Source organism: Streptomyces sp. NPDC050704, from assembly GCF_040654355.1.
In the GTDB taxonomy this organism is placed as follows: Bacteria; Actinomycetota; Actinomycetes; order Streptomycetales; family Streptomycetaceae; genus Streptomyces.
The window spans coordinates 1-6658 of the sequence record NZ_JBFAHW010000228.1; the positions used below are offsets into that span (position 1 = coordinate 1).

The 6658-nt window shown below is 71.3% G+C and carries 5 protein-coding genes; 3 read left to right on the forward strand and 2 right to left on the reverse strand.

Translation table 11 applies throughout. The features are described from left to right. Positions 1-123 precede the first annotated feature (123 nt). Positions 124-258, forward strand: coding sequence for an SPW_0924 family protein (locus AB0I18_RS51200; protein ID WP_363112750.1), 135 nt, complete (start codon positions 124-126; stop codon positions 256-258). 20 nt (positions 259-278) lie between these two features. Then, a complete protein-coding gene (locus AB0I18_RS51205) occupies positions 279-1271 on the forward strand; it encodes a DUF3068 domain-containing protein (protein ID WP_363112751.1) in 993 nt (330 codons plus the stop codon). Here AB0I18_RS51205 and hrpB read toward each other — a convergent pair. Then, positions 1261-3870 (reverse strand): ATP-dependent helicase HrpB, encoded by a 2610-nt coding sequence (hrpB, locus tag AB0I18_RS51210; RefSeq protein ID WP_363112752.1) that lies wholly within the window; start codon positions 3868-3870, stop codon positions 1261-1263. The genes AB0I18_RS51205 and hrpB overlap by 11 nt on opposite strands. A gap of 4 nt (positions 3871-3874) precedes the next feature. Then, complete coding sequence (locus tag AB0I18_RS51215) at positions 3875-4834, reverse strand: methyltransferase domain-containing protein (protein ID WP_363112753.1); 960 nt, start codon at positions 4832-4834, stop codon at positions 3875-3877. 228 nt (positions 4835-5062) lie between these two features. On the opposite strand from AB0I18_RS51215, the gene rpsA reads away from it, so the two are divergent. Continuing rightward, positions 5063-6574 carry a 30S ribosomal protein S1 gene (rpsA, locus tag AB0I18_RS51220; RefSeq protein WP_363112754.1) on the forward strand — a complete coding sequence of 504 codons (1512 nt, stop codon included), beginning with the start codon at positions 5063-5065 and terminating at the stop codon, positions 6572-6574. Positions 6575-6658: the final 84 nt, after the last annotated feature.

Consider the following 6658-nt stretch of genomic DNA (forward strand, 5'->3'; position numbering starts at 1 on the left):
GCCCTTTCCCGGCACCGGGAAAGGGCCCGCCCTCTGTGTGCGCGACGTGTTCTCATCTTGCCCGCCCGTTGCTACGGTGCCCGACCTGACGATGTATCAGCTCACTGTGCCGGGAGGCCCCGCATGCGTGCCCTCATCGCCGCCGCGACCGGTCTCGTCGTCGCGCTCGCGCTGGTCCTCACCATCACGGCGGTCGGCTCACCGGCCGGCGAGACCTCGCCGAAGCCGCTGCTGACCACCGTCCCCGAGCACCCGTGACCCGTAGGGGAGACGCCGAGATGCGACGCAAGGCCAGCCTGATCCTGCTCGCCCTCGCCGTGTTCTGCACGGCGCTGTCCCCGCTGCTGCGCTGGTACGCCTTCCCGCGGCTGGCCAAGATCCCGGCCAACCAGTACCAGGACATGGTCCTGGAGGCGAAGGACGCGACCCTCCTGGACTACGGCACGATGAAAGCGCGCAAAGTCGACAAGGTCACCATCGTGCAGACCCTGAAGGGCAACGTCGAGGCCTCCGAGAAGATCGAGAAGACCGCCGGCCGCGACGTCGTCGTCTGGGACGGCCTCTCCTACGTCCAGGGCCCCGACGGCGAGATGGTCTCCAAGATCCCCGAGCGCTACATCTTCGACGCGCACACCCAGGAACCCGTCCACGCCACCGGCGAGTCGGTCGACGGCGACCCCGTCAAACGCCAGGGCATCGAATTCAAATGGCCCTTCCTGACGGAGAAACGGGACTACGAGTACTTCGACGCCCAGGCCCGCGTCACCGCCCCCATTCACTACAAGGGCACGCAGAACTTCCGGGGCGTGGACGTCTACTACTTCGAACAGACCATTCCCTGGACCAAAGTGCCCTTCCCGAAGGCCCTGCCCGTCGAAGGCGTCAGCCCGGAGTCGCTCGCCAAGACCGGCACCACCCGCTGGTACACCACGGTCCGCAAATTCTGGGTCGAACCCGCCACCGGCGCCCCCGTCTACGGCGAGGAAATCCACAAGGAGGAAATGCGCGGCGGCACGCTCCTGGGGGACCGGGACAAGGTGACGGCCTTCTCCGGGCACGTGAAAATGCGCGAGGACTACATCAGGTCGACGGTCGACCTGGTCGAGTCCCAGCGCATCCTCATCCTCCTGCTGACCTCGTACCTGCCGTGGGGCTTCCTGATCCTGGGCATCGGCCTGCTGTCGCTGTCCCTGTACCTGGAGGCCCGCAGCCGCCGTCCCGGTGACCCGTCGCCGGCGCAGGCCCGGGACCCGGAACCGGTCAGCGCCTGAGGCGCGCGTTCGTGAACCGGGTCGGTGCGGCGGTCGCCGGGTCCTCGGGCCAGGGGTGCTTCGGATACCGCCCGCGCAGTTCCGCCCGTACGCCCTTGTATCCGTCCCTCCAGAAGGACGCGAGGTCGGAGGTGACGGCGGCCGGGCGCCCCGCGGGTGACAGCAGATGGACGAGCAGGGGCACCCCGGCGACGGCAGGCGACTCCTGCGCCCCGAACATCTCCTGCAGCTTCACCGCCAGTACGGGCCGTTCGGGGTCCGCGTAGTCGATCCGGATTCTGGACCCGCTCGGCACCTCGATCCGTTCGGGCGCCAACTCGTCGAACCGGGCCGCCTCCCCGGAGGCCCACGGCAGCAACCGCTTCAGGGCCTGCCCGGCGTCGATCCGCTCCAGGTCGGCCCGCCGCCGGGCCCGGCTCAGCTCGGGCTCCAGCCACTCGTCCACGCGCGCGTGCAGGGCATCGTCCGACACATCCGGCCACGGATCACCGAGACGGTGACGGAGAAACCCGAGCCGCAGCCGCAGCACCTCGGCGTCCCGGGACCACCGCAGCATCCCCATCCCCTCCCGCTCCAGCCCTTCCAGGAGCGCATCCCGTACGAGCCCGGGCGCGGCGTTGCGCAACGGCCGCACCGCCAGCTCCACCGCCCCCAGCCGCTCCACCCGCCGCGCCACGACGTCCCCGTCGGCCCAGCGCACCTCGTCGCCCTCCCCGTGCAGCGCCCCGGCGGCCTCCCGGGCGACCCCTTCGTCGATCACGGCGCCGAGCCGCACGCGCGCGTGGCCCGCGCCGACGGGCCGGTCGGCAACGGCGACAGCGATCCAGGGGGCGCTCCGCAGCCCGCTCCCGTCCCCGATCTCGGCCCGCGTCCCGGACACCATCAGGTAGGACCCGCCCTGCGCCCGGGCCACCCGCTCGGGGAAGGCGAGGGCGGCCACGAGGCCCGCGGCGCGGTCGTCGGTGGGGGTCCCTTGCGCCGCCGACCCGGACTTGGCGACGGGCGCACGGGAGGTGTCGACGGGTTGTACCGCCTTTCCCGGGGCGCTGTCAGGGCGGGTGGTGTGCGGGCGGGAGGGACTCCGCGCCGAAGAGGCGGGCGCCGCCGCGGACCGCAGCCGCCGGACCTCCGTACGCCACCGGGCCGCGTAGGCGTCGCCGCCGCGTCGGGCGGCCCGCAAGACGGCGGCGAGGTCGTCCCCGTACTCGCGCGGCGGTTCCTCACTCAGAAGGGCGACCACTTCCGCGGCGCGCTCGGAGCCCACGGAGGGCGCGGCGTCCAGCAGGGCCCGCCCCAGCCGCGGATGCAGACCGAGCCGCGACATGCGTACGCCCCGGTCCGTGGGACGCCCGGTGGAGCCGACGGCACCGATGGCCTCCAGGACGCCCCGCGCGGCCGCCAGCGCCCCGCCCGGCGGCGGATCCAGCAGGGCCAGCCCGGTGGCGTCGGGATCGCCCCAGCAGGCCGTCTGCAGCGCGAACGCCGTCAGGTCGGCCACCTTGATCTCGGGAGCGGGAAAGCGCGCCAGCCGCCCGTCCTCCGCCTCCGCCCAGCACCGGTACACCGCCCCCGGCGCCTCCCGCCCGGCCCGGCCCGCCCGCTGTCGCCCGGCCGCCTGCGAGGCCCGTACCGTCGCCAGCGCGCTCAGCCCGCGCGCGTGGTCCACCCGCGGCTCCCGAGCCAGCCCGGAGTCCACGACCACACGCACCCCCGGAACCGTCAGCGACGACTCGGCCACGGCCGTGGCGAGCACCACCCGGCGCCTCGTACCGCCGGACAGCACCGCGTCCTGCACGGCCGCCGGCGCCCGCCCGTGCACCTGGAGCACCTCGACATCACCGAGACCGCCGAGCTGCCCGGCGACCCGGGCGATCTCCCCGACGCCGGGCAGGAAACACAGCACATCCCCGGTGTGCTCGGAAAGCGCCCGCCGCACCACCGACGCCACATGCGTCAGCAGCACCGGGTCCACCCGCATCCCGTGCGGTGGCCGTACGGGGCGCGAGGGCGGCGCCCACACCACCTCGACCGGATGTGCGACGCCGGCCGCCTCGACCAGCGGCGCGTCACCGAGGAGCCGGGCCCACCCCTGCGCGTCCGTCGTCGCGGACGCGGCCACCAGCCGCAGCTCGGGCCGCAGAGCGGCCCGTACGTCCAGCAGGAACGCCGCCACCGTGTCCGCGTCCAGATGCCGCTCGTGGCACTCGTCGAGCACGACCACGTCGACGCCCGCCAACTCCTGGTCCCGCTGCAGCCGTTGCAGCAGCACACCGGTCGTGACGACCTCCACACGCGCGCGTGGGCCCACCACCCGCTCGCCGCGCACGGTGTACCCGACGCTCTCGCCGACCTTCTCGCCGAGCAGCCACGCCATCCGCCGCGCGGCGGCCCGGGCGGCGATCCGCCGCGGCTCGGCGACCACGACACGGCGGTCGGGCCCGTCGCCCACGAGACCGGCGAGCACCAGCGGCACGAGCGTCGTCTTGCCCGTCCCGGGTGGCGCGACGAGCACGGCGGCCCCGTACGCCTCCAGGGCGTCGCCCAGGCCGGGCAGCGCGGCGCGTACGGGCAGGGCGTCGAGAGCGTCGTAACGGATCACACGCTCAGTCTCGTACGCACACGAAGATCGCCGTCCCCGGGATCAGGTTTCCCCGAAGGGGTGACCAGCCGCCCCACTCCTGGGTGTTCCAGGAGGGCCACTCCGGCTCGACCAGGTCGACCAGCCGGAAACCCGCCGCCACCACGTCCCGGACGCGGTCGCCGACCGTCCTGTGGTGCTCCACGTACACCGCCCGGCCCTGATCGTCCTGCTCGACGTACGGCGTGCGGTCGAAGTACGAGGCCGCCACGCTCAGCCCCTCCGGTCCCGGCTCGTCGGGGAAGGCCCAGCGGACCGGATGCGTGACGGAGAAGACGAACCGGCCACCCGGGCGCAGCACCCGGCGCACCTCCCGAAGGACCTGCCCCGGATCGGCGACGAACGGCAGCGCCCCGTACGCGGAGCACGCCAGGTCGAAGGAGCCGTCCGCGAAGGGCAGTGCCTCGGCGTCCGCCTCCACCAGCCGGACGCTGTCCGCGCCGATCCGCAGAGCGTGCTGGAGCTGCCGGTGCGAGAGGTCGAGGGCGACCGGACGGGCCCCCTGGGCGGCCAGCCAGCGCGAGCACTGGGCGGCCCCCGCGCCGATCTCCAGGACGTCCTTGTCCTTCAGCTCCTCCAGCGGGCCGAGCAACTCGGCCTCGATCTCGTCGAGCCCCTCGGGACCCCACACGAAGCGGTCGTCACCGAGGAAGGTGCCGTGCTCGACCTGGTAGTCGTCCGCGTTCCGGTCCCACCAGCCGCGGCTGGCGCGGGCCGTCTCGGTGACCCCCGCCTCGCGTCGGGTCGCCTCGGGCTCGAACGGTTCGTGGTCTTGGATGATCGGCTCCCTCGTATTAGTCTGCGGGCTCTTCCGACCCGTCTCGGGGGTGTCACGACAGGGGTGTTCTACGGCCCGCGTGGCCTCGTGAGACAGGTCTTGTGCCGGGTATGCGGCGATCCGCCCCGGGTGTGCGCCTTCGCGCATTGACCCTGTCCGGCTGCCCCCGTATGCTACAAGTTGCGCTGCGGGCCTGCGCTCCTCAGACGTAGCAGGCTGCGCTCGCATCTGTATGTATGTCCCCTCGGTTGTCGAGGCGCCCCCGGGTCACCGGGTTTGGCGCTTCCTTGGCTGTCCGGCCTTCTGCAGAGCGAAACGGGCTCCCGGCGTAAGCAGTACCTACGACTCACTGTCCGTACCGGAGCCCTTTCCCACATGACGAGCAGCACCGAGACCACCGCCACCACCCCGCAGGTTGCGGTCAACGACATCGGTAACGAGGAAGCATTCCTCGCCGCGATCGACGAGACGATCAAGTACTTCAACGACGGCGACATCGTCGACGGCGTCATCGTGAAGGTCGACCGGGACGAGGTCCTGCTCGACATCGGTTATAAGACCGAAGGTGTCATCCCGAGCCGCGAGCTCTCGATCAAGCACGACGTCGACCCGAACGAGGTCGTCAAGGTCGGCGACGAGATCGAAGCCCTTGTCCTTCAGAAGGAGGACAAGGAAGGCCGCCTGATCCTCTCGAAGAAGCGCGCCCAGTACGAGCGTGCCTGGGGCACCATCGAGAAGATCAAGGAAGAGGACGGCATCGTCACCGGCACCGTCATCGAGGTGGTCAAGGGTGGTCTCATCCTTGACATCGGCCTCCGTGGCTTCCTGCCGGCTTCTCTCGTCGAGATGCGCCGTGTCCGCGACCTCCAGCCCTACGTGGGCAAGGAGCTCGAGGCGAAGATCATCGAGCTGGACAAGAACCGCAACAACGTGGTCCTGTCCCGCCGTGCCTGGCTGGAGCAGACCCAGTCCGAGGTTCGCCAGACGTTCCTCACCACCCTCCAGAAGGGTCAGGTCCGTTCCGGCGTCGTCTCCTCGATCGTCAACTTCGGTGCCTTCGTGGACCTGGGTGGCGTCGACGGTCTCGTGCACGTCTCCGAGCTCTCCTGGAAGCACATCGACCACCCGTCCGAGGTTGTCGAGGTCGGCCAGGAAGTCACCGTCGAGGTCCTCGACGTCGACATGGACCGCGAGCGTGTCTCCCTGTCGCTGAAGGCGACCCAGGAAGACCCGTGGCAGCAGTTCGCCCGGACCCACCAGATCGGCCAGGTCGTGCCCGGCAAGGTCACGAAGCTGGTTCCGTTCGGTGCGTTCGTCCGCGTGGACGAGGGCATCGAGGGCCTGGTCCACATCTCCGAGCTGGCCGAGCGCCACGTGGAGATCCCGGAGCAGGTCGTCCAGGTCAACGACGAGATCTTCGTCAAGGTCATCGACATCGACCTCGAGCGCCGTCGCATCAGCCTCTCGCTGAAGCAGGCCAACGAGGCCTTCGGTGCCGACCCGGCGACGGTCGAGTTCGACCCGACGCTGTACGGCATGGCCGCGTCGTACGACGACCAGGGCAACTACATCTACCCCGAGGGCTTCGACCCCGAGACCAACGACTGGCTCGAGGGGTACGAGAAGCAGCGCGAGGCCTGGGAGGGCCAGTACGCCGAGGCGCAGACGCGCTTCGAGCAGCACCAGGCGCAGGTCATCAAGTCCCGCGAGGCGGACGCCCAGGCCGAGGCCGAGGGTGTCGCCACCCCCGGTGCGGCTCCGGCCGCCTCCAGTGGCGGCGGTGGCGGCGGTTCGTACTCCTCGGAGTCGGACGACAACTCCGGCGCCCTGGCGTCGGACGAGGCCCTGGCTGCCCTCCGCGAGAAGCTCGCCGGCGGCCAGAGCTGATAGCTCACCGCCAGCGGTAGTCAGCTGGTAACCGCGGGCCCGCACCCTTCTGGGTGCGGGCCCGCGGTGCGTTGTGGCCGACGA